The organism is uncultured Faecalibacterium sp., assembly GCF_900066275.1.
Lineage (GTDB): Bacteria > Bacillota > Clostridia > Oscillospirales > Ruminococcaceae > Faecalibacterium > Faecalibacterium taiwanense.
Genome location: NZ_FMFG01000005.1, coordinates 35,432 through 60,860, shown reverse-complemented (window position 1 = coordinate 60,860; position 25,429 = coordinate 35,432). Strand labels below are relative to the sequence as shown.

At 59.3% G+C, this 25,429-nt stretch carries 20 protein-coding genes and 1 other RNA gene; 15 read left to right on the top strand and 6 right to left on the bottom strand.

Going from position 1 to position 25,429, the window contains the following annotated elements:
• Positions 1 to 347 precede the first annotated feature (347 nt).
• The 13 genes from QZL71_RS03295 (at position 348) to QZL71_RS03235 (ending at position 16,655) form a co-directional block, all read left to right on the top strand.
• The gene (locus QZL71_RS03295; RefSeq protein WP_097781946.1) at positions 348 to 2,174 is read left to right on the top strand and encodes a ribonuclease J; all 1,827 of its coding nucleotides are present in this window, start codon (positions 348 to 350) and stop codon (positions 2,172 to 2,174) included.
• Positions 2,175 to 2,220: 46 nt separating this feature from the next.
• A complete protein-coding gene (locus QZL71_RS03290; RefSeq protein WP_242959357.1) occupies positions 2,221 to 4,200 on the top strand; it encodes a DHH family phosphoesterase in 1,980 nt (659 codons plus the stop codon).
• Between the two features lie 23 nt (positions 4,201 to 4,223).
• Positions 4,224 to 5,327, top strand: coding sequence for a UDP-galactopyranose mutase (gene glf, locus QZL71_RS03285; RefSeq protein WP_294647733.1), 1,104 nt, complete (start codon positions 4,224 to 4,226; stop codon positions 5,325 to 5,327).
• A 296-nt stretch (positions 5,328 to 5,623) separates the two neighbouring features.
• Positions 5,624 to 6,079 (top strand): 50S ribosomal protein L9, encoded by a 456-nt coding sequence (gene rplI / locus QZL71_RS03280; protein WP_005939994.1) that lies wholly within the window; start codon positions 5,624 to 5,626, stop codon positions 6,077 to 6,079.
• Positions 6,080 to 6,159: 80 nt separating this feature from the next.
• Complete coding sequence (gene dnaB / locus QZL71_RS03275) at positions 6,160 to 7,560, top strand: replicative DNA helicase (RefSeq protein ID WP_005939997.1); 1,401 nt, start codon at positions 6,160 to 6,162, stop codon at positions 7,558 to 7,560.
• Complete coding sequence (tilS, locus tag QZL71_RS03270; protein ID WP_294647731.1) at positions 7,560 to 9,017, top strand: tRNA lysidine(34) synthetase TilS; 1,458 nt, start codon at positions 7,560 to 7,562, stop codon at positions 9,015 to 9,017. The genes dnaB and tilS overlap by 1 nt, the downstream gene beginning before the upstream one ends.
• Positions 9,014 to 9,562, top strand: coding sequence for a hypoxanthine phosphoribosyltransferase (hpt, locus tag QZL71_RS03265; RefSeq protein WP_005940003.1), 549 nt, complete (start codon positions 9,014 to 9,016; stop codon positions 9,560 to 9,562). Before tilS ends, hpt begins: the two co-directional genes overlap by 4 nt.
• A 33-nt stretch (positions 9,563 to 9,595) precedes the next feature.
• On the top strand, positions 9,596 to 11,767 hold the full coding sequence (ftsH, locus tag QZL71_RS03260; RefSeq protein WP_294647729.1) for an ATP-dependent zinc metalloprotease FtsH: 2,172 nt from the start codon (positions 9,596 to 9,598) through the stop codon (positions 11,765 to 11,767).
• 29 nt (positions 11,768 to 11,796) lie between these two features.
• Entirely contained in the window at positions 11,797 to 12,831 is a 1,035-nt protein-coding gene (locus QZL71_RS03255; RefSeq protein ID WP_097774794.1) for a hypothetical protein, read from the top strand.
• 70 nt (positions 12,832 to 12,901) lie between these two features.
• Positions 12,902 to 13,702 (top strand): hypothetical protein, encoded by an 801-nt coding sequence (locus QZL71_RS03250; protein WP_165852546.1) that lies wholly within the window; start codon positions 12,902 to 12,904, stop codon positions 13,700 to 13,702.
• A 182-nt stretch (positions 13,703 to 13,884) separates the two neighbouring features.
• Positions 13,885 to 14,874: a LacI family DNA-binding transcriptional regulator gene (locus QZL71_RS03245; RefSeq protein WP_097781943.1), complete on the top strand. Its 990-nt coding sequence runs from the start codon at positions 13,885 to 13,887 to the stop codon at positions 14,872 to 14,874.
• Positions 14,875 to 14,891: 17 nt separating this feature from the next.
• Positions 14,892 to 15,740 (top strand): HAD family hydrolase, encoded by an 849-nt coding sequence (locus tag QZL71_RS03240; RefSeq protein WP_294647725.1) that lies wholly within the window; start codon positions 14,892 to 14,894, stop codon positions 15,738 to 15,740.
• A 138-nt stretch (positions 15,741 to 15,878) separates the two neighbouring features.
• Positions 15,879 to 16,655, top strand: a complete 777-nt coding sequence (locus tag QZL71_RS03235; RefSeq protein WP_294647724.1) for a copper homeostasis protein CutC — start codon at positions 15,879 to 15,881, stop codon at positions 16,653 to 16,655.
• A gap of 77 nt (positions 16,656 to 16,732) precedes the next feature.
• Here QZL71_RS03235 and QZL71_RS03230 read toward each other — a convergent pair whose 3' ends face one another.
• A complete protein-coding gene (locus QZL71_RS03230) occupies positions 16,733 to 17,185 on the bottom strand; it encodes an S-ribosylhomocysteine lyase (RefSeq protein ID WP_005940027.1) in 453 nt (150 codons plus the stop codon).
• Between the two features lie 16 nt (positions 17,186 to 17,201).
• On the bottom strand, positions 17,202 to 18,956 hold the full coding sequence (pyk, locus tag QZL71_RS03225) for a pyruvate kinase (RefSeq protein ID WP_294647723.1): 1,755 nt from the start codon (positions 18,954 to 18,956) through the stop codon (positions 17,202 to 17,204).
• A 105-nt stretch (positions 18,957 to 19,061) separates the two neighbouring features.
• Between pyk and QZL71_RS03220 the strand changes: the two genes are divergently transcribed.
• Together QZL71_RS03220 and QZL71_RS03215 are read left to right on the top strand one after the other, a co-directional pair.
• Positions 19,062 to 19,340, top strand: coding sequence for a hypothetical protein (locus QZL71_RS03220; protein ID WP_294647721.1), 279 nt, complete (start codon positions 19,062 to 19,064; stop codon positions 19,338 to 19,340).
• A gap of 54 nt (positions 19,341 to 19,394) precedes the next feature.
• Positions 19,395 to 20,573, top strand: a complete 1,179-nt coding sequence (locus tag QZL71_RS03215) for a phosphopentomutase (protein WP_294647719.1) — start codon at positions 19,395 to 19,397, stop codon at positions 20,571 to 20,573.
• A 186-nt stretch (positions 20,574 to 20,759) separates the two neighbouring features.
• On the opposite strand, the gene QZL71_RS03210 is transcribed toward QZL71_RS03215, so the two are convergent.
• From QZL71_RS03210 to rnpB, 4 genes are all read right to left on the bottom strand, one after another.
• A complete protein-coding gene (locus tag QZL71_RS03210) occupies positions 20,760 to 22,472 on the bottom strand; it encodes an LCP family protein (RefSeq protein WP_294647717.1) in 1,713 nt (570 codons plus the stop codon).
• Between the two features lie 19 nt (positions 22,473 to 22,491).
• Complete coding sequence (locus QZL71_RS03205; protein WP_154255363.1) at positions 22,492 to 22,845, bottom strand: NusG domain II-containing protein; 354 nt, start codon at positions 22,843 to 22,845, stop codon at positions 22,492 to 22,494.
• A gap of 3 nt (positions 22,846 to 22,848) precedes the next feature.
• Positions 22,849 to 24,774 (bottom strand): NAD(+) synthase, encoded by a 1,926-nt coding sequence (locus QZL71_RS03200; RefSeq protein ID WP_294647716.1) that lies wholly within the window; start codon positions 24,772 to 24,774, stop codon positions 22,849 to 22,851.
• Between the two features lie 216 nt (positions 24,775 to 24,990).
• Positions 24,991 to 25,328, bottom strand: an RNA gene (gene rnpB / locus QZL71_RS03195) — RNase P RNA component class A.
• Positions 25,329 to 25,429: the final 101 nt, after the last annotated feature.

Genomic DNA, 25,429 nt, shown 5'->3' with positions numbered 1-25,429 from the left:
CTGTCAAGTGCGAATGTATATTCCGTGCCGGAGCTGCCAAACCTTGGAATTGACAAAAACGCCGGGAAATACTATACTTATCCTAACAAAATGCGTATAGGGGCGCACCGCAGGCGTGTGCCCGGGCGTTCCAACAGAAAAGCCACGGTCGCATCGAGCAGATGGACCTATCTGGCACAAAACCTCTTACGGAACAGGCAGCGGTTTGCAAAAAACACGCTGAGAAATAAATTCTATACGGTGCATCCAACGGAAGCCGATGCGATTTTTCAAGGTGCTTCCCATGCACAGCGCGGCTGTTCCCACAAGCGGGGACGGCCTGCGCTGTAATTATTTTGGAGGTCAGAATGGCACAGTCGAAAGAAAATACCAATAATTCCGCACGCAGCAAGGCAGCAGCTGCTGCTCAGAGCACCGGCGCACCCGCCGCGCAGACGGGCGAAAAGCGCCCCCGCACCACCCGCCGCCCTTATTATAACCGTCGGCCCCGCCGCCCGCAGCAGCCCAGAGAGGCCGCTGTGCCCATCCACATCTACCCGCTGGGTGGTCTGGGCGAAGTGGGCAAGAACATGACCGTGTACGAGTGCAACGGCGACATGATCATCGTGGACTGCGGCCTTGTGTTCCCGGACAGCGACATGTACGGCGTGGACATGGTCATCCCGGACTTCACCTTTGTGGTGCAGAACAAGGATAAGATCAAGGGCCTGCTCATCACCCACGGCCACGAAGACCACATCGGCAGCATCCCGTATCTGCTGCAGAAACTTGACCTGCCCATCTATGGCACCCGCCTGACCTGCGGCCTGATCCGCAACAAGCTGGAGGAGTTCGGTCTGGCAGGCAAGACCAAGTTCGTGGAGATCACCCCCAGACAGAAGATCAAGCTGGGCTGCTTTACCATTGAGCCCATCCATGTGAACCACTCCATCCCGGATGCGGTGGCCTTTGCCATCGACAGTCCGGCGGGCACCATCATCCAGACCGGCGACTTCAAGATCGATTACACTCCGCTGGCCTGCGGCGTCACCGACCTGTCCACACTGGCCGAGTACGGTCAGCGCGGCGTGCTGGCCCTGCTGAGCGATTCCACCAACTCCGAGCGCCCGGGCTTTACCGCCACCGAGCAGAAGGTGGCTGCAGGCGTGCGCAATCTGTTCGCCCGTGCCCGCAACAAGCGGATCATCATTGCCACCTTTGCTTCCAACATCTACCGCGTGCAGCAGATCATCGATCTGGCTGTGGAGGATGGCCGCAAGGTGGCATTCAGCGGCCGCAGCATGGTGAACAACACCGCCATGGCGCAGGAGCTGGGCTATATGCACATCCCGGAGGGCACCCTCATCAGCGTGGATGAGCTGAACCAGTATCCCCCGGAGCAGGTAGTGCTCATTACCACCGGCAGTCAGGGCGAACCCTTGAGTGCCCTTTCCCGTATGGCATCCTGCAGTCACCGTCAGGTGCGCGTGGGCCCCGGCGACTTCATTATCATTTCGGCAAATCCCATTCCCGGCAACGAGAAGAGCGTGACCAAAATCGTCAACGGTCTACTGCTGCTGGGTGCAGAGGTCATTTACGAGAGCATGTACGATGTGCATGTTTCCGGCCACGCCTGTCAGGAAGAACAGAAGCTCATGCTCACCCTGACGAAGCCCAAGTATTTCCTTCCGGTGCACGGCGAGTACAAGCAGCTCAAAAAGCATGCCCTCACCGCCGCAAGCCTCGGCATCCCCACCAGCAACATCCTCATTGCGGAGAACGGCTCCAATGTCATTCTCAGCCAGGACGAGATAAAGCTGGGCGAGCCTGTCACCGCCGGTGCAGTGATGGTGGACGGCCTTGGCGTGGGCGACGTGGGCAATGTGGTCCTGCGCGACCGCAAGCACCTGTCCGAGGACGGTCTGGTCATCATTGTGGCCACCGTGGACAGCAAGACCGGCAAGGTGCTGGCCGGCCCGGACCTTGTGAGCCGTGGCTTTGTGTATGTGCGCGAGAACGAGAGCCTGATGGACGGTGCACAGAGCATCGTGGAAAATGCGCTGGACCGCTGCGTGGATGAACATGTGCGCGACTGGAACAGCGTCAAGACCCGCGTGCGCGAGGCACTGAGCAGCTATATCTATCGGCGCACCAAGCGCAGCCCGATGATCCTTCCCATCCTGATGGAGGTCTGATCCGGGCACGCTGCCGCAAACAATGCGGCGGAAGGCAGGAGATTTGATGAAACAAAAACCAAGATGGACATTGGAGATGCTCACCGCCAGTCTGGCCGTGCTGTGCGGCCTGCTGGTGCTGGTGCTGCTGATCCAGCGGCCCACGGCATGGCCGGCGCTGCTGGCACTGGTGGTGCTGTGGGGCGTTGTGGTGGTGCTGTTCCGCTGCCAGCTGCGCAAGTGGGTGGCCCGGTGGATGTGCGGCGGCAGCTTTGAAGGCTCCAAGCTGCAGTTCAGTCTGGAACCGCTCTCTCAGCCGGCCGCGCTGCTTTCCGGTGAGACGGTGCTGTGGTACAATGCACAGTTCCGCACCCGCCTGTTGAACGGGCAGGATGCGCTGGTGAGCCGCGTGCAGAAGGTGCTGCCCGGCCTTGATCTGCAGCAGTGCCGCAAGCAGGAGGGCCAGCTGCTGACCCTCGCGGACGGCATGTGGAGCGTACACAGCTCCACGGTGCCCGGCGATGCGGAGAGCATGACCCTGCTGGTGCTGAACGAGGAGACCGCCCTGCGCAAGGTGGAGGCGGAATACAAAGCCAGCCGTCCGGGCTATCTGGTGTTTCTGGTGGACGGCTACGACGATGTGTTCGGTGACATGCTGGACAGCGAGCGTGCCCGCCTGCTGGAAGGCATCAACCGCACGCTGGAGGATATGATCGGCCGGGGCAGCGGCTTTTTGCGCCGTGTGGCCAGCGGCCGCTATATCGCTGTGGTGGAAGAGCGCCAGATGGAGCAGTTCGCCAACCGCGGCTACGATGTGCTGGACAAGATCCGTGCGCTGGATCCCAGCGTGAACCTTTCGCTGTCCATCGGCATTGGCCGCGGGGCCAAGACCCTGCGGGAAGCCCAGGATATGGCCGTGCAGGCGCTGGATATGGCGCAGGGCCGCGGCGGCGATCAGGCCGCTGAAATGACACCGGACGGTTTTACGTTCTACGGCGGCGTGAGCCACGGCGTGGAAAAGCGCAGCAAGGTGCGCAGCCGCATCGTGGCCGATCAGCTGGTGAAGCTGATCAAGGAAGCAGATCATGTAGTCATTATGGGCCACCGCATGAGCGATCTGGATGCCATCGGCTCCGCCGAGGGCGTGCTGCGCATCTGCAAAATATGCGATGTCCCGGCGGTGATCGCGGTGCGGCGTGACGCTACCCTTGCGGGCAGCCTGATCGATGCATTGTGCCGTGCAGGCCAGAAGGACGACTTTATCGACCCGAAGGACGCACTGCCCATCATCTCCAAGCGCACCTTGTGCATCGTGGTGGATACATATCAGGTTGGCCTTGTGGAAAGCAAGGATATTCTGGAAAAATGCGGCAAGGTAGCCGTGATCGACCACCACCGCAAGGGCGTGGGCTACATCGAGAACCCGGCGCTGGTCTGCCATGAGCCGTATTCTTCCTCGGCCAGTGAGCTGGTCACGGAGCTTTTGCAGTACGTGGGCGAGCGCGACGACAAGCCCAACCGTGTGGAGGCCGAGGGCCTTTTGTCCGGCATCATGCTGGATACCCGCGATTTTACCCTGCACACCGGTGTGCGTACCTTTGAAGCTGCCGCTGCGCTGCGCCGCTATGGCGCGGAGACGGAGCGGGTGCGCCAGCTGTTCGATGTGACCATGGTGGAGTACAATGCCAAGGCAGATCTGGTGGAAAAAGCACGCATGTACAAAAACTGCGCAATCTCCGTCAGCGGCGAGGTGGCACCGGAAGCCCGCGTGGCCATTGCACAGGCGGCAAACGATCTGCTGACCATTCAGGGCGTGGATGCCAGCTTTGTGGCAGTGCAGGTGGGCACAGGCGTGAACATCTCGGCCCGCAGTCTGGGTGCCGTGAACGTGCAGGTGATCATGGAATCTTTGGGCGGCGGCGGCCACCAGACCATGGCAGCAGCACAGCTCAAGCATATCACGCCGGAAGCAGCCCGTGCCCGCATCGAAGGTGCCATCGACAAATACTATGCATCGCAGAAAAAGGGCGATGTAGAAGGAAAATAAATGGAACAGAGAGGATCACACCCATGAAACAGTACGATTACCTGATCGTTGGTGCCGGCCTTTACGGCGCGGTCTTTGCACAGGAAGCAAAAAAGGCAGGCAAGAAGTGCCTTGTGATCGATAAGCGCAGCCACATTGCAGGCAATATCTACACGGAGCCGGTGGAGGGCATCAACGTCCACCGCTACGGTGCACATATCTTCCATACCAACAACAAGGCTGTGTGGCAGTATGTGAACCAGTTTGCAGAGTTCAACCGCTACACCAACAGCCCGGTGGCAAACTACCACGGCGAGATCTACAACCTGCCCTTCAATATGAACACCTTTAATAAGATGTGGGGCGTTGTTACCCCTGCCGAAGCCAAGGCCAAGATCGAAGAGCAGAAGAAGGAAGCAGGCATCACCGACCCGCAGAATCTGGAAGAGCAGGCCATCAGCCTTGTGGGCACCGATATCTACGAAAAGCTTATCAAGGGCTACACCGGCAAGCAGTGGGGCCGCCCCTGCACCGAACTGCCGGCCTTCATCATCAAGCGTCTGCCGGTGCGCTTCACCTACGACGACAACTATTTCAACGCACTGTATCAGGGCATTCCCAATGGCGGCTACACCGCCATGGTGGAAAAGATGCTGGACGGCACCGAGGTGCGCCTGAATGTGGACTATCTGGCCGACCGCGAAAATCTGAACGATCTGGCCGAGAAGGTGGTCTACACCGGCCCGGTGGATGCCTACTTTGGCTACAAGCTGGGTGCTCTGCAGTACCGCAGCGTCCGCTTTGAGACCGAGGTGCTGGACACCGACAACTATCAGGGCAACGCGGTGGTCAACTATACCGATGCGGAAACTCCCTACACCCGCATCATCGAGCACAAGCACTTTGAGTTCGGCACCCAGCCCAAAACGGTCATCAGCCGCGAGTACAGCGCCGAATGGAAAAAGGGCGACGAGCCGTACTACCCCGTCAATGACGAGAAGAACGGTGCCCTGTATGCCGAGTACAAGAAGCTGGCCGATGCGGAGCCGGGCGTCATCTTCGGCGGCCGTCTGGGCGAGTATAAATACTATGACATGGACAAGGTCATTGAGGTAGCTCTGGACGTGGCTGCAAAGGAACTGAAATAAGAAAACTCCTTCCGTCATCACTTGTGTGATGCCAGCTGTTCCCCTTCTGGCACTTTGTGCCACCTCCCCCGGCCGGGGGAGTCTGTCTCAAAGAAGGAGCCTCTGGCGAAAAGGACAAGCCTTCGGTTTTGCCAAAGGCCCCATCTCAGAGGGGGCTGTCTGCGAAGCGGACTGGGGGAGTTCACTTGAGGATAATGCTGCAATGCGCGCTTCCTCTTGCCCAAAAGCGACAAATGCGCTATACTATAAACACAACAACTGCACCGGTTTTCCGGTGAGAAGTGAGGGATAACATCATGAAAGTGATTCTCAAGCAGGATATCAAGGGCATTGGCAAGAAGGACGAGATCCACGAGGTCTCCGACGGCTACGCCCGCAACTATCTGTTCCCGCGCAAGCTGGCCGCTGTGGCAGATGCCAGCGCTGTGAACGTTGCCCGCAGCAAGGAAGCTGCTGCCGATTTCCACGAGGCTGAGACCGTAGCTGCTGCCAAGGATCTGGCCGCAAAGATCGAGGGCAAGACCGTGACCATCAAGGCCAAGGGCGGTGCATCCGGCCGTCTGCACGGCAAAGTCACCGGCAAGGAAGTTGCCGATGCTTTGGCTCAGCTGGCAGGCGCACCCATCGATAAGAAGAAGATCGAGCTGGAGACCAAGGACATCAAGGATGCCGGTGTGTTCAACGGCAAGGTCCGTCTGCACGTTGGTGTGGTCGCTTCTTTCAAAATTATGGTGGAAGTGGAACAGGCCTGATTTTTCTGCCATCTGCGCCCCCTCACAGCAGGGGGCGCTTTTTGGCTTTTCAGCGAAATGATGCAAAAGGATAAACTACCATGCCGAACGAACGACATTATTCCAATGAACTGAATCTGGAAAGCGTGGGCATCAACCTGCCCTACAACATGCAGGCAGAGCAGAGCGTGCTGGGTGCGGTGCTGCTCAAACCGGAAACGCTCACCGACTTGGTGGAGATCATCCGGCCGGAGATGTTCTACACCCGGCAGAATGCGCAGATCTACTCCGAAATGCTGCGCCTGTTCACCGCCGACCAGACCATCGACTTTGTGACGTTGCTGGACGCTGTTATCTCGGACGGCGTGTTCCCCAGTGCCGACGAAGCAAAGGTGTACCTGACCGGCCTTGCCGAGACGGTGCCCAGCATTTCCAACGTGAAGGCCTATGCCCAGATCGTGCAGGAAAAGTATCTGGTGCGCCAGCTGATGGGCGTTGCAAAGGACATCCTGCAGGATGCCGGAGATGAACCGGATGCCGATCTGCTGCTGGAAAACGCGGAGCAGCGCATTTATGAGATCCGCTCCGGCCGCGATTCCAGCGCACTGACACCGCTTTCCTCCAGCATGGTGGAGACCCTGACCAACCTGCAGAAGATCAGCGGCCCGGATGCGGACAAATACAAGGGCATCCCCACAGGCTTCCGCCTGCTGGATACGGTGCTCACCGGCCTTGGCCGCGGCGACCTCATCATCCTTGCGGCCCGCCCCGGTATGGGCAAGACCAGCTTTGCGCTGAACATCGCCACCCGCGTGGCCATGCAGCAGAAGGTGCCGGTGGCCATTTTCAGCTTGGAAATGACCAAGGAACAGCTCACGAACCGCATCCTTTCTGCTGAGGCCGGCATCGACAGTCAGGCATTCCGCACCGGTGCCCTGCGCGCCGAGGACTGGGAATATCTGGCCCTTGCCACCGAAAAGCTGCACGATGCACCCATCTATATGGACGATACCTCCGGCATCACCATCACCGAGATGAAGGCGAAGATCCGCCGGGTGAATCAGGACCCCACCCGCCCGAATGTGGGCCTCATCGTCATCGACTATCTGCAGTTGATGACCACCGGCCAGCGCAGCGAGAACCGCGTGCAGGAGATCAGCTCCATCACCCGAAACCTCAAGATCATGGCAAAGGAAATGAATGTGCCCATCATCGCACTTTCTCAGCTGTCCCGTGCGGTGGAAAAGCAGGGCAACAATTCCAGCCACCGGCCCCAGCTTTCCGACCTGCGCGATTCTGGTTCTATCGAGCAGGATGCCGACTGCGTTCTGTTCCTGTACCGCGATTCCTACTATGCCAGCCAGAACCCGGACGGCGCTGAGGTGGATGCCGATACGGCAGAGTGCATCGTGGCGAAGAACCGTCACGGCGAGACCAGCACGGTGCCGCTGGGCTGGGATGGTGCCCACACCCGCTTTATGGATGTGGACTTTAAACGCTGATGAACAATGAAAAAATTCTGGCGCATGTGCGCATGTTTGTTCTGCGAGAAAAGCTGCTTTGTCCGGGCGAGCCGCTGCACTTGGCCGCGGCAGTGTCCGGCGGGGCGGACAGCATGGCACTGCTGCGCATCCTGCTGGCCCTGCAGCCGGAATTCGGGTTTGTGCTTTCGGCCTGCCATGTGAACCACGGCCTGCGCGGTGAGAGCGCCGACCGGGACGAAGCCTTTGTGCGGGCGGAATGCGCCCGGCTGGGTGTGCCGCTGCGGGTGTTCCATGCTGCAGAGATGGCCGACGAAGTGGGCCTGCCGTCGGAACATGCCGGGGAGGACTGGGCGCGCCGCCTGCGCTATGCCTGCTTTGCGCGTTTGTGCGGGGAGGGGATAGATGACGTTGCAACGGCCCATACTGCAAATGATCAGGCTGAGACCCTGCTGCTGCGGCTGGCCCGGGGCACGGGGCTGCACGGTGCGGCAGGCATCCGGCCAAAGCGCGGGTGCTACCTGCGGCCATTGCTGGCCCTTACCCGGCAGGATACCGAAAGCTTCTGCCGTGCAGCCGGGCAGGCATGGGTCACAGATGAGACGAACGCGACCGATGCCTATGCCCGCAACCGGGTGCGCCGTGCGGCACTGCCTGCACTGCAGAGCACCAACGGCGCAGCGGTGGAAAACCTTGCCCGCTTCTGCGAGAAGGCAGCCCGCGCGGATGCCTATTTTGCCCGGAAGGCCGAAGAGCTGCTTTCTGCTGCACGTCTGGATGCGGCACAGGCTGCCATCAAAAGCCCGGAAGCCTGCACGGTGTGGCGGCTGGGCCCACTTTCCGCTGCGGATGCGCTTATTTTGGAAGCAGCCATGCATTCGCTGACGGCTCCCGTGCGTGACGCAGAGGAAAAATATGTGCAGCTGCTGTGCGGCCTTGTGCGGCGCGGCAGCGGTGCGGTACAGCTGACTGACCGGGTGCGCTTTTGTGCCAAAGACGGATGCTTCTGGCAGGAGATTGTGCCGGAACGGCCCCGGCAGCAGGAAGACAAACGGCCGGAAAGCCAGCCCTTTCAGCCGGAAAAACAGGCAGAATACTGCCTTGCGGGCGGCTGGAAGGTGACTGCAGGGCTTTTTACGGCTGATTTTGAAGAAAAAATACAAGTCGTTCATAAAAAAGACTTAAAAAATCAGGCGGATTATGCTAGAATAACTACGTTGTATGCTGGTCTTGTCCTGCGCACCCGCCAGCCGGGAGATGTCTACCGCCCGGCGGGGCGAAGTGTACACAACCGGCTGCGCAAGTGGATGAACGAAACGGGCATCCCGGCCAGCCAGCGCGATCAGCTGCCGCTGCTGGCGGCGGGCAGCGAAGTACTGTGGGTCTGCGGTGCGGGCTTTGCCGAGGGCCTTGCCCCGGATGCAGACACTGCGCAGGTGCTGCAGATGGAAATGGAACATAGGGAGGAAATAACATGAGTATGCATGATGATATCAAGACCGTTCTGGTCAGTGAAGAAGAGTTAAAGGCAAAGGTTGCTGAGCTGGGTGCCCAGATCAGCAAGGATTACGAGGGCAAGAACCTTGTTCTGGTGTCCATCCTCAAGGGCTCGGTGGTGTTTATGGCCGACCTGATGCGTGCGGTGAGCATTCCCTGCAGCATCGATTTTATGGTGGTGTCCAGCTACGGTGGCAGCAACACTGTTACCAGCGGCCTTGTAAAGATCATCAAGGATCTGGACGGTGATCTGTCCGGCAAGGATGTGCTGATCGTGGAGGATATTCTGGATACCGGCGTCACCCTCTCGAATCTGGTGCCCATGCTCAAGATGCGCAACCCCAACTCGGTAAAGATCTGCACCATTCTGGACAAGCCCAGCCGCCGCAAGGCCGATATCCAGCCCGACTACGAGGGCTTCCAGGTGCCGGACGAGTTCGTGGTGGGCTACGGTCTGGACTACGATGAAAAATACCGCAACCTGCCTTATGTGGGTGTGCTCAAGCCTGAAGTCTACGAGAAGTGATTTCTCACACTATAATTCATCCAAGAACTGGAGTTGATTTTTTTGCAATCCAAAAGACCCCGTTTCAATCCGCTGATCCTTGCTCTGGCGCTGGCGGCGGTGCTGATGGTCTGGTCGGTGCTGGGCGGCACCGGCTCTGCCAACAGCTCTTCCATGGAATATTCCACGGTGGTGCATTATTTTGAAAGCCTGCAGGTCACGCAGTTCTCGCTGGACCTGAACACCGGTGTCATCACCATGAACCTCAAGGAAGGCGGCAAGAACAACCTGCCCCTGCCCGATACCACGTCCCAGAGCACCACGCAGGCCACCGGTGGACTGCTGAGCGGTATGCTGTCCTCCTCGGATGAGGATACTGCTGCGCAGAAGAACAGCGACGGCACTGTGACTGTGCGCTACAAGCTGCCCTATGCATCCATGTTCGTCAAGTATGTGGGCGACTACATTGCCGCCTATGACGAAGCAAACCCGGATGCTCCCATGGTGTACGATTATACCCCTGTCAAGGAAAACATCCCATGGATGGAGATCCTGTTCTATCTGGCAATGCTGGGCTGCACCGGCTTCCTGCTGTTCTCCATGATGCGCGGCGGTGCTGGCGGCGGCGGGATCATGAACGTTGGCAAAGCCAAGGTGAAGGACGAGCACGAGAACCAAAAGACAGCCACCTTTGCCGATGTTGCCGGTGAGGACGAGGAAAAGGAAGAGCTGAAAGAGGTCGTGGAGTTCCTGAAAAGCCCGGAGAAGTTCAACACTCTGGGCGCACGCATTCCCCACGGCGTGCTGCTGGTAGGCCCTCCGGGCACCGGCAAGACCCTGCTGGCCCGCGCCTGCGCAGGCGAGGCCGGTGTGCCTTTCTATTCCATTTCCGGCTCTGACTTTGTGGAAATGTACGTCGGCGTGGGTGCATCCCGCGTGCGTGACCTGTTCGATAAGGCAAAGAAGTCCATGCCCTGCATCATCTTCATTGATGAGATCGATGCTGTGGGCCGTCAGCGCGGTGCCGGTCTGGGCGGCGGCCACGATGAACGCGAGCAGACCCTGAACCAGCTGCTGGTGGAAATGGACGGCTTTGAGGCCAACGACGGCATCATCGTCATGGCGGCCACCAACCGTGCCGACATTCTGGATAAGGCTCTGCTGCGTCCGGGCCGTTTTGACCGTCAGGTCTATGTGGGCCTGCCGGATGTCAAGGGCCGTGAGGAGATCCTCAAGGTCCACACCAAAAAGAAGCCGCTGGCCCCGGATGTCTCTCTCAGGGTCATTGCACAGCGCACCGCAGGCTTTGCGGGCGCAGACCTTGAGAACCTTGTCAACGAAGCGGCTCTGCTGGCTGCACGCCGCAACCGCAAGGCCATTACCATGGAGGATATCGAGGAAGCTTCCATGAAGGTGATGGCTGGCCCGGAGAAGAAGAGCCGCGTTGTGACCCCGGAGGAAAAGAAGCTGACTGCTTACCACGAGGCAGGCCACGCTGTGGCGGGCTTCTACTGCAAGCATCACCCCCGTGTGCACGAGATCACCATTATCCCGCGTGGTCAGGCTGGCGGCTACACCATGTACCTGCCCGAGAAAGACCGCAGCTACGTGACAAAGGGCGAAATGTTCGAGGATATCGTTTCCAGTCTGGGCGGCCGCGTGGCCGAACAGCTGATCCTGGAGGATATCTCCACCGGTGCTTCCAATGATCTGCAGCAGGCCACCAACATTGCCCGCCAGATGATTACCAAGTACGGCTTCTCGGAGCGGCTTGGCCCTGTGGTGTACGGTACCTCGCAGGAGGAGACCTTCCTGGGCCGCGATCTGGGTCAGGGCAAGGGCTACAGCGAGACCACCGCTGCCGAGATCGACGGCGAGATGCGGGACATCATCGATGAAGCCTACGAGACCTGCCGCCGCACCCTGACCGAGCACATCGATCAGCTGCACGCGCTGGCACAGGCCCTGATGGAACGCGAGAAGCTCAACGAGCAGGAGTTCAACACCATTATGGCGGGCGGCACACTGCCCCCGCGTGAAGGCGATGAGCCGAAGCCGGAACAGCCTGCTCAGACCGTGCAGGCTGCCCCTGCAGAGACCGCTCAGCAGGCCGAAACTGCTGAATCTGCAGAGACCGCTGAGCCTGCCGAACAGGCCGAAACGGCCCAGCCGCTGCCGGAGACTGCTGCACCGGAAACGCCGGATGCACAGGACCCGCAGAACTGATTTGATCCAAACGGAAAGGAGCGAGTGTCGTGGAGGAAAATTTTAACCCGGTCGCACGGACCCGCGCAAACTATTACACCCCCGGCAGCCCGGTGCAGTTCGTCTGCGTGGAGCTGCTCAAGGGTGATGTCAGCGGGGAGCACGCGGTCTGCCTGACCTTCAAGAATATTTCCAAGGTGACCCTGACCGCGCTGGAGATCCACTTCAAGTGCAAGGGCGTGGACGGCGTGATCCTGTGCGAGGACCGGTTCGAGTACCGTGACTTGGAAGTAAAGCCCGGCGAACTGTTTGGCATGGACGATGCGGTGTTCGTTACCGCAAAGGCCATCACCAGCGTGGATGTTTCGCTGTGCAACGTGTACAACGGCAAGCGGGTGGTGCATCTGGACGGCATCAAGCGCGTGCGCCTGCCTGCCCCCAAGCGCCTGTCTGCTGAGCTGGAAAAGGCGCTGGAGACCCGCATGAACCGCCCGGAGCTGAAGTATCAGCCGCAGGTGTTTGAAAATGGCTGGTACTGCGCCTGCGGTGCCTTCCACCCGAAGGAGGAGGATACCGTGTACTGCTCGGAGTGCGGCTGCGACCGCATCCTGCTGCAGAACGCGCTGAACACCCTGCTGCAGCCGGAACAGCCTGCCCAGACCGAGCCGGAACTGGAAACGCCTCTTGCCCCGCAGGCTGAAGAGCCTACCCGCATTATGGGCGCAGCGCCCGTGCAGGAGGAGCCGACCCGGATCATGGGTGCACCGTGCCGTGAAGCAGAACCACAGCCGGAAGAACCTGCTGCAGAGCAGACCCGTGTGATGGATGCCGGAATGCGGGCACAGTTCCCGGGCAGGGCATCCCATGCAGCTGCGGACGAAGGCACCCGTGTGATGCCTGCTGCAGCCCGCCGTGCACAGCCGATATCTCAGCAGCCGGAGCCTGCCTATGACGACGAGGAAGAATACGAGGACGAGCGCGACAGCGTGGCCGAAGCGCTGATCCGCTGGGTGCCGCCCATCACTGCCATTGTCTGTGCAGCAGTGGCACTGTGCGGCTTCGTGTATTACCAGTTCGTGCTGTAACACAAACAGCAGCGGAGAGGGCGGTATGCCTTCTCCGCTTTTTTGTATGCCAGAAGAAGGGAGAACCATTATGCCGGAAGAAGCCTTACAGGCTGCCTTTGAGATCAAGACTGCCTGCGATGAGATCAGCCGCCGCCTGCTGCGCTGGCACTGGGAGCACAAACCCGGTGCGCACAGCTTGGGTGCATTGCTGGATCACGTTGCACAGCGCCAGCAGGAAAGCCCGGACTACTACGACCGTATGCCGGATCTTTCCGGCAAAAACAGCTGGCAGCAGCTGGATACCACCATTTGTATGCGGGTTCTGCTGGACCCGGAAAAGGATGCCGCCAAACCGCTGGACCTGCTGGGCAATACCAGCAATCCGGGTGCGGCCCGCCGCGCCTGCAATGCTGTGCGCACCGCCCGCAACGAAGCCGCCCACGCCACCGATCACACCGATGCCGCTCAGGCGGCGATCCTGTTCAACGAGGCGGTGGAGAGCTTGGAAGACGGCTATGTGGGCACGGCTTTCCGCGAGAATGAGCTTGCCCGCTATTACCGCGATGCAGAAAATTATCTGGCACGCTGCGGCGCAAAGGAGCCGATCGCATCCAGCCGTGCGCCGGAAGAAAAAACGGCTGCGCACGAGCCAGCCCGCCAGAGCACAAAGCAGGGCCAGAACCGCAGCGCCCAGAGCCGCAAAACGGCCGGCAGCCGTTCCTCCGGCAGCAGAAGCACCACAGCGCGCAGCAGCTCGGCCAAAAGCCGCAGCACGGCAGGCCGCAAAAAGAAACAGAGAAGAACTGGCAATAAAACCGTGTTTATCGTTCTGCTGGTGGTCCTGCTGCTGGGGCTTGCCGTGCGTGCATGGAGCATGGGCGCAGCCTGACCGCCTGTAATGCCCTGCTTCTCAGAAAAAAGCCGTCTTTTGTACACAGTTGCCAGAAAAACAAAAATGCGTTCGGAATAAACCGGGAAAAGCGCATCTTGCGGGATGGATGAAAGCGGTTTATAATAAGCATGAAAACGTTTACACATAACAATGCATCCCAAAAGAGAGAAGTACTGCAAATGACCATCAGTGATATTGCAAAAATGGCGGGTGTATCCAGTGCGGCGGTCAGCCGCTACCTGAACGGAGGCCCCCTGAGCGAACAGAAGAGGGCTGTCATCCACGAGGTAGTGGAAAAGACCGGCTACCGCCCGGATACCGCCGCCCAGACTCTGCGCACCGGAAAAGTGAATCAGGTTGGGGTGATCGCTCCCAGCATCGGCTCCCAGTCGGTGGGGCAGATCACGGCAGGCATTGCCAGTGAGCTGGATGCAAAGAGCTATCTGATGCTGCTGGGAAACACCGAGCTGGACGCTCAGCGGGAATTGGGCTATCTGACTGCCATGCAGCGCAACCACGTGGCGGGCATCATCCTGCTGGGCAGCTATTATACTCCTCAGCTGGCGCAGGCGCTGAAAAACTGCCGTGTGCCGGTGGTGGTAACAGGCCAGCGTTTTCAGGATGTGGCCTGCGTGTACAACGACGACCGCACTGCAGCCCGGGAACTTGCCCAGCGGATGCTGGACCATGGCCGCAAAAGGATCGTTTATATTGGCGGTACAGAGCGGGACGATGCCACCGGCGTGCAGCGCCGTGAGGGCGTGCAGGATGCGCTGAACGCTGCCGGACTGAACGGCGAACAGATGCCCCGCATCTGCTGCAACGCCTTTACCATGGAGGAGGGCCAGCGCTGTATGCAGGAACTGCTGGTGCGCTGCCCGGATCTGGACGGTGTGGTCTGCGTGACTGACACGGTGGCCTTTGGTGCCATGCGTGCCCTGCGGGAAGCAGGACGGCATGTGGGGCAGGATGTGGGTCTTGCAGGCGTTGGCGACAGCTGGGCTGGCAGCATGATGGAACCGGGGCTGGCCACGGTGCGCTTTTACCAGAAGCAGGTGGGGCAGGAGGCTGCCCGGATCCTGCTGCAGATGCTGGAAGAAAATGGAAGCAGCGGGCCTGTGCGTCAGGTGACGCTGGGCTATCAGATCGTGGAGCGAGGCTCCCTTTGATGATAAAGGATAAAAGTATGGGTCGTAAGCTGATTTTTCTGGATATTGACGGCACGCTGCTGCCGCCGGGTGATATGCTCATCCCGGAAAGCACTCTGGCTGCACTGGATCGCGCCAGAGCAAACGGACACAAGCTGTTTTTGTGCACCGGCCGCAACCACCGCATGACCGAACCGCTGCTGCGGCACGACTGCTTTGCGGGCGCAGTGTGCAGCGCCGGCGGCTATGTGCTGTGCGATGGCAAGACGCTGGTGGACATCCCCATGGAGCCGCAGCAGGCTGAAGGCGTGCGCGCGGCGCTGGAGCGCAATGGCGTGGAGTGCACGCTGGAAGCCCGGGATGCCACCTTTGGCGGAAGCAAGATGGCTGAGAGGTGGAAATTTATCCACAAAAAGAACGATGCACCGCTGAACAGCGAAGCAGAACGCTGGCACAAAGCCATGGAAGAGGGCATGTCCATCCTGCCGCTTTCCGATTACAAAGGGGAACCGCTGTATAAGATCGTGTTCATTGCCGACCACGAGAGCGACCTTGCCGAGGCAAAGCAGCTCTATGCCGACCAGTTCGTGTTCTGCGAAAGCAAGCTGGACCGCCTGACCGATGGCTTTGTGAATGGTGAGCTCATCAACCGCAAATTTAATAAGGGCACCGGAATCAAGGCCATCTGTGATCATCTGGGCTGCACGCTGGCGGATACCATCGGCTTTGGTGACAGCGATAATGACCTGCAGATGACCGATGTTGTCGGCATCAGTGTGTGCATGGCCAATGGCTCCGAAAACCTGAAAAAGCGGTGCGACCGCATTGCTCCCTCGGTATACGAGGACGGCATTGCAAAGGAGTTCAAGGCGCTGGGGCTGATCTGAAAAAAACAACAAAGGCTGCGGCAGGGATAAGACCCGGGCCGCAGCTTTTTGCTGCCACAGGGTTTTATAAAACGGAAAAACGTGGTAGAATAAACCAGAATGCCGGGTTCAAAGCCCGGCAAAAAGGGAGGAATTGAAATGCGTTCCGTTCTGGAAGTATGTGTGGACAGCACTGCCAGTGCACTGGCAGCAAAGCGCGGCGGTGCCAGCAGGCTGGAACTGTGTGCCGACCTGATCGTGGGCGGTACAACGCCCAGCCTTGCGCTGGTGCGTCAGGTCAAGGCGGAGACCGGCCTGCCGGTGCGTGCTCTGCTGCGGCCCCGGTTCGGAGATTTCTGTTACGACAGCTACGAGCTTGCCCAGATGGAACAGCTGGCCGCAGAGCTGGTGGAGGCCGGGGCGGATGGTATCGTGACCGGTGTGCTGACCCCGGAAGGGCAGCTGGATGCGGAGGCCATGCGGCCCATTTATGCGGCGGCGCGCAGGGCAGCGGAAAAGGCAGGCCGTCCGGTGGCGTGTACCCTGCACCGTGCCTTTGATGTCAGCGCCGACCCCTTTGCGGCACTGGAAACGGTCCGGAACATGGGCCTTTGTACCATCCTCACCAGCGGGCAGGCGGCGAGTGCCCCAGAGGGAGCGGAGCTTCTCGGCCGACTGGTGGAGCGGGCAGGGGACAGCGTGGAAATTCTGGTAGGTGCCGGTGTCACGGCACAAAACATCCCGGCACTGGCCGCACAGACCGGGGCACATGCGTTCCACCTTTCCGGCAAGCAGGTGCTGCAAAGCCGCATGACCTTCCGCCGCGAGGGCGTGCCCATGGGGCTGCCGGGCTTTTCAGAGTTTGAGGTATGGCAGACGGATGAAGAAAACATCCGTGCTGCACGGCAGGCACTGGATGCGATCAAGAACAACTAAAACGAAAGCGCTCTCCCACCGGGTTTCCGTTGGGAGAGCGCTTTTTTATGATGATGAATTTGAAGGGTGAAGATAGCTTAGTAATGCAGCTCGTCGCCGGTCAGTGCTTCCAGCACCGGCAGCATGGCAGCGGCCTCGGCCTTGGCGGCGGGCAGATCCATATCGCGGTAGTTGCCGCACTCCACTTCGCTGGCCCCGGGCACAGCGCCCTCAAAGCCAGCCATGAAGCGGAAGGATTCCACCGTCAACTCCAGTGCCTCGGCGGGGGTCAGGCCGCGGGTGAGCAGATAGAAGCCGGTGCGGCAGCCCATGGGGCCAACGTAGATCACGCTGTCCTGAAAGGCGCTGTTGCGTGCATAGGTGGCAAACAGATGCTCCAGCGTGTGGGCGGCACCGGTGGACAGGTAATCGCCGTGATTGGGCCTTTTCATGCGGATGTCCCATGTGAGAACATCGCCGTCCTGACGGCTCAGATACATGCCGCGGTCCAGTTTGGTATGGTCAACACAGAAGCTTGCAATGCGTTCCATGATCTTCTCCTTTGGCTTATGCCTGCAGGCGCTGCACGCTGCCGTGCGCGCAGTCCACAGCGACCATCAGGCCGTCACGGATGTGGCTGGTGGCACCGGCAGCACCCACAACGGTGGGCTTGAGCAGGGCCTTGCCGGCAATGGCGGCATGGCTGTTCAGGCCCGGCTCTTCCACCACCAGAGCGGCGGCGTCGCGCACATAGCTCAGCATTTCGTTGCTGGTGGAGGGCACCACCAGCACCATGCCGGGCTTGAACTTTGCACGCACCTCTTCCAGCGTGCGGCAGACGCAGGCCTTGCCGGTGGCGCTGGTCACGTCGGCATTCTCGCGGCCAACGCCCACACCGGTAGCCAGACAGTTGCCTACCATGTGGATCTTGATCATGTTGGTGGTGCCGGACACGCCCACAGGCACGCCTGCGGTCACAACGGCCAGCTCACCGTTGTGCAGGTAGCCGTTCTCCTTGGCCAGAGAGGTGGACATCTCGATCAGCTCATCGGTGCTGTGTGCCAGAGGCATCATCAGCGGGGTGATGCCCCAGCTCAGGGCCAGCTGACGCTGCACCTGCTCCTTCATCACGCAGGCGATGATGGGCTGCTCCGGGCGGTACTTGCTCAGCAGACGGGCGGTGTTGCCGGACTCGGACACGGTGACGATGGCGGCGGCGTTCACGTCCTTGGCGGTCAGGCAGGCAGCGTGTGCAGTTGCATCGCTCACGCTGATCTTGCCGGTGTTCTCGGTGAGGGGAACAAAGCGGGCGTGGTTCTCCTGCTCGGTGCGCTCAGCAATGGCAGACATGGTCTTGAGAGCATCCACGGGGTAAGCACCGGCAGCAGTCTCGCCGGAAAGCATGATGGCAGAGGTGCCGTCGTAGATGGCATTTGCCACGTCGGAGATCTCGGCGCGGGTGGGGCGGGGGTTCACGATCATGCTGTCCAGCATCTGGGTAGCGGTGACGATGGGCTTGCCAAAGGAGAAGGAGCGCTCGATGATATTCTTCTGAATGCCGGGCAGCTCGGTAAAGTCAATCTCAACGCCCAGATCGCCGCGGGCCACCATGACAGCATCGGCTGCAGCCAGAATGCTGTCGATGTTGTTCACGCCCTCACGGTTCTCGATCTTGGCGATGATGCGGATATCGGAATCATACTCGTTGAGCAGGTTGCGGATATCGTACACATCCTGTGCGGTGCGCACGAAGGAAGCAGCGATGAAGTCAAAGCCCTGCTGTGCGCCAAAGATGATATCGTCGCGGTCGCGCTGGCTCATATACGGCATGGACAGATGCACGCCGGGCACATTGACACCCTTCTTGTTCTTGATCTTGCCGTTGTTCAGCACCTTGCACACGATGTCGGTGTCGTTCACGGTGACGATCTGCAGCTTGATCAGGCCGTCGTCCAGCATGATGGTGCCGCCGGGCTGCACGTCCTGCGGCAGGTCCTTATAGGTGATGGAGCAGATCTCCTTGGTGCCTTCCACCTCACGGGTGGTCAGGGTGAAGGTCTGGCCGGCTTCCAGCATTTCAGTGCCGTTCTTGAAGTCCTTCAGGCGGATCTCAGGGCCTTTGGTGTCCAGCAGGGCGGCGACCGGCTTGCCCAGCTCTTCACGAATGGCTTTCAGCTTTTCAAAGCGGCCCAGATGCTCCTCGTGAGAGCCGTGGGAAAAATTAAAACGGGCAACATTCATGCCGTTGGCGACCAGCTCGCGCAGAACGCCTTCCTGATCGGTGGACGGGCCCAGAGTGCAGATGATCTTTGTTTTTCTCATATACTTTTACTACCTCCAACTACAACTTCACATTCTCTATTTTGCGGCAGGCTGTCCGCTGTCATACAGGCAGCTGCACGCGACCAACGGGAAAAATCCCATGCTGTGGTACAAAAGCAGAAAAGTTCTGCTGTTCAAAACTTTTTCCATTTACTATTATATCCGCTTGGATACAATAGGGCAAGAAAAATTTCAAGCTGCGCTGCAATTTTTTTGGCAGCTAAGATGCCTCTGCCACGAAATAACGCAGCAACGAATAAAAACGCAAAAACGCTTCGTCGGATTGTGAACGAAATGACGAACATTTTGGTGAAAATGACGGATATTTGCGGGAAGGCGAAAAAGCTTGCATCCGGCACAGGATTTGCTTATAATGATAAGTAAAGATAGTATCACTTATCCGGGGCAGGTCCCCGGAAGAAATGGAGAAAAAACGATATGGAAAAGCGTGTTTTTCTGATCGTCCTCGACAGCTTTGGAATCGGTGCAGAGCCGGATGCCGCCGCCTTTGGCGACGAGGGCACCAACACCCTGGGTGCCATTGCAAAACATCCCAACTTCAACTGCCCCAACCTGCAAAAGATGGGCATGTTCAACATTGATGGTGTGACCGCAGGCGAAAAGACCGCAGCGCCCATCGGCTCCTTTGCCCGCCTGCAGGAGCAGAGCATGGGCAAGGATACCACCATTGGTCACTGGGAGATCGCCGGTGTGGTAAGCCCCAAGCCGCTGCCCACCTTCCCGAACGGCTTCCCGGATGAGCTGATCCACGAGTTTGAGGAAAAGACCGGCCACAAGGTGCTGTGCAACAAGCCTTACTCCGGCACGCAGGTACTGAAGGATTACGGCGAGCAGGCCATGAAAGAAAACGCCCTTATCGTTTACACCAGTGCCGACAGTGTATTTCAGGTGGCCGCCAACGAAGAGCTGGTGCCGGTGCATGAGCTGTACCGCTACTGCGAGATCGCCCGCGAGATGCTCAAGGGCGAGTACGGCGTGGGCCGCGTGATCGCACGCCCCTTCCTGGGCCACACTGCGGATACCTTCTACCGCACCACCAACCGCCACGACCTGAGCCTCAAGCCGCCCCGCGCTACCATGCTGGATCTGCTGAAAGATGCTGGCAGGGATGTGATCGCTGTGGGTAAGATCTTTGACATCTTCGACGGTGAGGGCGTGACCGAAAAGATCAAGACCACTGGCAACACCAATGGCATCGCCTTCGCCAAGGCACTGCAGACCCGCGACTTTGAGGGCCTTGCCTTTGTGAATCTGGTGGACTTCGATATGCTCTACGGCCACCGCCGCGATGTAGCAGGCTATGCCGCCGCTGCCACCGAGTTTGACAAGTTCGTGGCCGACTTCATCCCCGGAATGCGGGAGGGCGATCTCCTCATGGTCACCGCTGACCATGGCTGCGACCCGTCCTATACCAAGACCACCGACCACACCCGCGAGTATGTGCCGTACCTGATTTGCGGCAAGGGCGTGAAGCCTGGCGTTGACCTTGGCACCCGTCTGTGCTTTGGCACCATCGCCCAGACCATCTGCGAGTATCTTGATGTGGATGCTTCCTCTCTGGACGGCAAGAGCGTCTGGAACGAGATCAAGGCATAATTATTTTGAATGAGAAAGCCGCCTGCATTGGTTCAAGATGCAGGCGGCATTTTTATGCAGTTTATCGGCACGGACTTTCTGGTGAAAAAGCAAAACAGGAAACGACCGCAGTTGTTTCCTGTTTTGCAAATAAAATAATATTTCCGCGATAGAGTCCGGAGCTTGTGCGGAGGACATTTTAAATCGTCACGCGGCGTCGTTCTGCTGCGAAGCAGCATCCTGAATGGCACCCCAGATGGAGGAAGCCGCATTGTAGATGGACGATGCAGCCTGTTCCACCTCTTCCTGTGTGGGCAGGGAGATGGACGGTGCTTCTCCGGCCGTATCACCGCTGCCGGTCTCACCCTCGGCGGGAGCTTCCGGCTCCTGCGGCTGGGTGTCGGCAGGCTGCTCTGCATCTGCAGGCTGGTCAGCCGGGACGGTCTCTTCCGGCAGGCTGTCGGCGGGCACTTCCTCGGGAACGCTCTCGGCAGGCACCTCCGAAACGGCAGCGTTCGGGTCGGTGGTGGGGGTGAACACATCGGTCTTTTCCGGCTTCTGGGTGGTGTCGGCAACGGTGCCCTCACCGCCCAGCACGGACGCGATCATTTCCCTGGCCTTGCTCACAGAAGCATCGTCCGGTTTCATGACGTAGAGCTTCTGTCCCTTGGCAGAGTAGCACTTGGTGCTGCTGGAGCTTGTGCCGGTGACGGTATAGCTTTTAATATCCCACTCGGCAAAGTCGCTCAGCTGCATCCGTACCAGCGCACTGATCTGATCCTGCGAAAAGCTGGTGACGAAGCAGTCGGCTGCGGCATCCATGATCTTGGAAAAGCCCATCAGCAGGGCAGGGGACTTGATCTTGTTCAGCATGGCATCGATCACCTTCATCTGGTTGATGCCGCGTTGGATATCGCCGGATGCAAAGGCGTGACGCTCACGGGCAAAGGCCAGAGCGGCCTTGCCGTCCAGATGGTTCCAGCCCTCCACAAAGGTGGTGGGGTCATAGTAGCCGGGGCTGCCCACAGAAGTGAACGCCTGATCGGAGTAGACATCCACGCCGCCCAGCGCATCGATGATGCTGATGAAGCCCGCAAAGTTGATGCGGATGTAATGGTCCACATTGACGCCGTACAGATTGCCCAGTGTGGCCATGCTGGTTTCCACGCCGTACAGACCGGCGTGAGTCAGCTTATCCTTGCTGTCAGTGCCGGCAAGGTCTACGTAGTAGTCGCGCGGGGTGTTGATCAGGGCCACCCTCTTGGTGACAGGGTTCACGGCAGCAAGGATATTCACGTCGCTGCGGGCATTTTCGGTCAACTCGCCGCGGGTGTCCACGCCGCTGAGGTAGATCACAAACGGCTCCTTGGTGATCTTGTTGGCCTCGGCACCGGTGAGCAGGCCAGAGGTCATGCTGCCCAGGGCAGAAAGGCCCTGCTGGGCCCAGAAGCAGCCCAGCGCCATGGCAGCGCACAGGAACACCGAGAATACCCGGGCCACCTTGCCGGGAACATTGTACTCCTGACAGCGCTTTACCAGCAGCCACAAAAGCGCCAGCAGCGCGGCCAGAATGACCAGATACAGCACCGGAAGCATCTGGGTGCGCCACAGCTGCACCAGTGCCAGAATGCTTAAAATACCTTGTAAGATCAGCAAAATTTTCCCCCACTTGGAAGGTACTGCCACGGCTCCATCCACGGGCGGATGGGCCTTGGGCGGTACGGGTGTGTTGTGGCCGCTGCGCGGCGGCTTCTGGGGAGGCTGGGCCGGAGGCGGTGTGCTGGGCTGTTCCGGCGGCAGCTCGGAAAAAAACGCCGAGCTGTCTACCTCGATGGGCGCAGTATCCTCAGAGCCTTCCTTGCGGCTGATGTGCCGCAGAGAACGGTAATCTTCGTGGGAACGATCGTTTTCATCCATCATTCAAAACCACTCCTTTTTGTCAGGAAACAGGTACAATGGTCAGCACTGCACGGGCCGGAAGGCAGGTGGCGGTCTGATCTTCGTTGGAAAGCCAGCCAAAGCCTTCACAGATGTGATCCGGGCAGGGTGAATCCACGAACCGGGCTGCACCGTCCTTGATCTGGATGTGGACGGTATAGTAACCGGTGTCCACATCATAGGTCTCATCCACGTCCAGCGGCAGGTTCATGGTGGTGTTGTTGTCGCCGTAGATCAGCTCGGCCCGCAGTCCGGAGCCGGAAGCGTGCACGCGGCGTACCACCAGCAGCACAGCGGCAATGGCCAGAATGACCACGGCAAAGAGAAGATCGGTAAGCAGCTTTTTGTTTTTCATGCGTTAATCCTTGATTTGTAATTGTTCCAGCTCGGCCAGCCACAGTGCGGCACAGGCATCGCTGGGCATCCGCCAGTCGCCGCGGGGCGAAAGGGTCACGCTGCCCACTTTGGGGCCGTCGGGCAGGCAGCTGCGCTTGAACTGCTGGGCAAAGAACCGCCAGTAGAAGTTGCGCAGCCACTTGTACAGCACGCTGTCCGGGTACTCCGGCCGGCCTGCGAATGCAGTCTTTGCCAGCCGGAAGATCTTGGCCGGGCCAAAGCCGAAGCGCAGCACCTGATACAGGTAGAAATCGTGCAGCTCGTAGGGTCCCACAAGGTCCTCGGTCTTCTGCGCGATCTCGCCGTCCTTGGCAGGCAGCAGCTCCGGGGAGACGGGCGTATCCAGAATATCCAGCAGCACCGTGCGCAGAGCATCGGTGGCGGCAATGTCGGCTTCGTAGCGCACAAGGTGGCGCACCAGCGTTTTGGGCACACCGGCGTTCACACCGTACATGCTCATGTGGTCGCCGTTGTAGGTGGCCCAGCCCAGCGCCAGCTCCGAAAGGTCGCCGGTGCCCACTACAAGGCCTCCGGTGCGGTTGGCAGTATCCATCAGCTCCAACGTGCGCACGCGGGCCTGTCCGTTTTCAAAGGTGACATCCAGCACGCTCTCGTCCTGACCGATGTCCGCAAAATGGCTGTGCACGGTGTTGGCGATATCGATCTCTTTAAAGGAGACCTGCAGCTCATCGCACAGGATCTCTGCGTTGCTGCGGGTGCGCTTCGTGGTGCCAAAGCAGGGCATGGTCACAGCCAGCACATCCCGGGCGGGGCGGCCCAGCTGCTTCATGGCACGCACGGCCACCAGCAGCGCAAGACAGCTGTCCAAGCCGCCGGAAATGCCGATAACGGCGGTCTTTGCGTGGGCGTGTTCCAGCCGCTTTGCAAGGCCGTCGGCCTGCATTTTCAGAATCAGCTCACAGCGCTCGGCGCGGCGCTTGGGGTCGCCGGGCACAAAGGGTGCCGGGTCGATCCAGCGGGTCAGCGTGGTCTCTGCCGGTTCCAGATCGAACTCCACGGTCTGGTAGCCCTCGCCGCTCAGCTCAATACTGGTGTTGCGGGCACGCTCGGCTTCCATGCGCTGGCAGTCGATCTCGGTCTCGGCACAGCCGCCGTCAAAGGGAGCGTTCTCCGCCAGAATAGTGCCGTTCTCGGCGATCAGGTCGTGGCCGGCGAACACCATGTCCTGCGTGCTCTCACCGTGCCCGGCGGAAGCATACAGGTAGCCGCACAGCAGGCGGGCAGACTGGTTGGACACCAGCGCCCGGCGGTACTCGGCCTTGCCGACGGTCTCATCGCTGGCGGAAAGATTTGCGATCACGGTCGCACCGGCCAGCGCGTGGAAGGTGGAGGGCGGCAGGGCGCTCCACAGATCCTCGCAGATCTCCACACCCAGCACAAAGCTGGGCATCTGGCGGCAGCGGAACAGCAGGGAGGTGCCAAAGGGCACCTGCTGACCACACACCTCCACCAGCTCCACCTCGGTGCTGCCCGGGGTGAACTGGCGCTTCTCGTAGAACTCGCCGTAGTTGGGCAGATAGGTCTTGGGCACAAGACCCAGAATGCGGCCATGGCATAGCACGGCGGCGCAGTTGTACAGCTTGCCGTGCACCAGCAGCGGCAGGCCCACCAGCGTGACAACGTCCAGTGCTTTTGTTTCATCAAGCAGGGTGCTCAGGGCATCCAGTGCACCGGTCTGCAGCGTGCGCTGCAGAAACAGGTCGCCGCAGGTATAGCCGGTCAGGCAGAACTCGGGGAACACGGCCAGCTTTACGCCGCGGGCTGCAGCTTTGTGCAAAGCATCCGTGATCTGCCGGACATTATAGGTGCAGTCGGCCACCCGCAGTGCGGGAGAAAGGGCGGCTGCTTTCAAAAAACCATCTTTCATCGGAGGATTTCACATCCTGTCTTTCTTAGTTGACTGCAATTTCCTGCAGTGCACATAGTATACCACAAACAGACCCAAACGGGAAGTAAAAGAACAATGACAAAAACAAAACAGCCGTGATCTCTCCATCTCGCACTGCCCGACGGAGAAAGCGGGCAAGACAAAAAATAAAAAATCCCACACAAAAATGTGCGGGAATCAAAGACTGAAAAATGGAAAACGAGATAGACCGTAAGCCGGGTTCTGTATTAAACGACGATCTGTCTAGACCTGCCATTGCTGACAGGTTCGTGCCGCCTTCGGGACACGCGAGCAGCGCTGTACGTCCCATATAGGCGTTGCTTCCGGTAGGGTTTACAAAGCCGCATGGTCACCCATGCGCTGGTGAGCTCTTACCTCGCCGTTTCATCCTTACCGCATTGCTGCGGCGGTTTGTTTTCTGTTGCACTTTCCCTAAGGTCACCCTCGGCTGCCGTTAGCAGTTACCGTGCTCTGTGAGGCCCGGACTTTCCTCAGAGCGGTCAAAGCCGCCCCGCCGCCGTATGTTCCACTCGTTTTCCGCTCCTCATGATACCATAAAAAAGCAGGATTTGCAAGTAGAAGCCTTTTTTGATATAATATCTTATATATTTTTATGTTTTTTTGCGCAGGAGGT

Coding starts and splice junctions, on each gene's coding strand:
- QZL71_RS03290 (WP_242959357.1), top strand. CDS start 2,221: ATGAAACAAAAACCAAGATGGACATTGGAGATGCTCACCGCCAGTCTG.
- QZL71_RS03200 (WP_294647716.1), bottom strand. CDS start 24,774: ATGAAAGATGGTTTTTTGAAAGCAGCCGCCCTTTCTCCCGCACTGCGG.
- QZL71_RS03235 (WP_294647724.1), top strand. CDS start 15,879: ATGCGTTCCGTTCTGGAAGTATGTGTGGACAGCACTGCCAGTGCACTG.
- dnaB (WP_005939997.1), top strand. CDS start 6,160: ATGCCGAACGAACGACATTATTCCAATGAACTGAATCTGGAAAGCGTG.
- QZL71_RS03215 (WP_294647719.1), top strand. CDS start 19,395: ATGGAAAAGCGTGTTTTTCTGATCGTCCTCGACAGCTTTGGAATCGGT.
- pyk (WP_294647723.1), bottom strand. CDS start 18,956: ATGAGAAAAACAAAGATCATCTGCACTCTGGGCCCGTCCACCGATCAG.
- tilS (WP_294647731.1), top strand. CDS start 7,560: ATGAACAATGAAAAAATTCTGGCGCATGTGCGCATGTTTGTTCTGCGA.
- QZL71_RS03230 (WP_005940027.1), bottom strand. CDS start 17,185: ATGGAACGCATTGCAAGCTTCTGTGTTGACCATACCAAACTGGACCGC.
- rplI (WP_005939994.1), top strand. CDS start 5,624: ATGAAAGTGATTCTCAAGCAGGATATCAAGGGCATTGGCAAGAAGGAC.
- hpt (WP_005940003.1), top strand. CDS start 9,014: ATGAGTATGCATGATGATATCAAGACCGTTCTGGTCAGTGAAGAAGAG.
- QZL71_RS03250 (WP_165852546.1), top strand. CDS start 12,902: ATGCCGGAAGAAGCCTTACAGGCTGCCTTTGAGATCAAGACTGCCTGC.
- QZL71_RS03295 (WP_097781946.1), top strand. CDS start 348: ATGGCACAGTCGAAAGAAAATACCAATAATTCCGCACGCAGCAAGGCA.
- glf (WP_294647733.1), top strand. CDS start 4,224: ATGAAACAGTACGATTACCTGATCGTTGGTGCCGGCCTTTACGGCGCG.
- QZL71_RS03205 (WP_154255363.1), bottom strand. CDS start 22,845: ATGAAAAACAAAAAGCTGCTTACCGATCTTCTCTTTGCCGTGGTCATT.
- QZL71_RS03245 (WP_097781943.1), top strand. CDS start 13,885: ATGACCATCAGTGATATTGCAAAAATGGCGGGTGTATCCAGTGCGGCG.
- QZL71_RS03240 (WP_294647725.1), top strand. CDS start 14,892: ATGGGTCGTAAGCTGATTTTTCTGGATATTGACGGCACGCTGCTGCCG.
- QZL71_RS03210 (WP_294647717.1), bottom strand. CDS start 22,472: ATGATGGATGAAAACGATCGTTCCCACGAAGATTACCGTTCTCTGCGG.